Source organism: Lactobacillus delbrueckii subsp. bulgaricus (assembly GCF_046938665.1).
GTDB lineage: Bacteria > Bacillota > Bacilli > Lactobacillales > Lactobacillaceae > Lactobacillus > Lactobacillus delbrueckii_C.
In genome coordinates, this window is sequence record NZ_JBKZCD010000079.1 from 1 (window position 1) to 381 (window position 381).

Annotated in this window: 1 pseudogene; it reads right to left on the reverse strand. The window is 38.6% G+C overall.

Annotated elements, in window-relative coordinates:
* A pseudogene (locus tag ACLUXO_RS10275) lies at positions 1-306 on the reverse strand (IS4 family transposase); the annotation flags it as partial.
* Positions 307-381: the final 75 nt, after the last annotated feature.

Below are 381 nucleotides of genomic sequence, written 5' to 3' on the forward strand. Positions count from 1 at the left end.
AGGCTGTTTCAGAGTTGAATTGAACTCATACAGAATTACCTTGAACAATCTAGGGTTAACCTTAGCTTTCTGTTGTTCGTAAGCCGATGCAGTCATTCGCTCAGAGAACTTAGGAAATGCGTCAGCTAGCTCCTTGTTCAAGCAGTTTCCTTGCATGCCAAGAGTGGTCTTAATGAATGTCTTAGCATCCAGTTTTCTTTTACGCGTGAAGTCTTTGCTTGGATGATAAACAAAGTAATTGATGCATTCGGCAGCCTTATCCGTTACAGAATCAAGCTGTCTAAAGACTTGATGTTTCTTAGTCATGAGAATACGCCACCTTTGATAAAATTTCTAACCAAAGATAGCGTAAAACGGTTTCAAAAATTAAGCAAAAAAAAC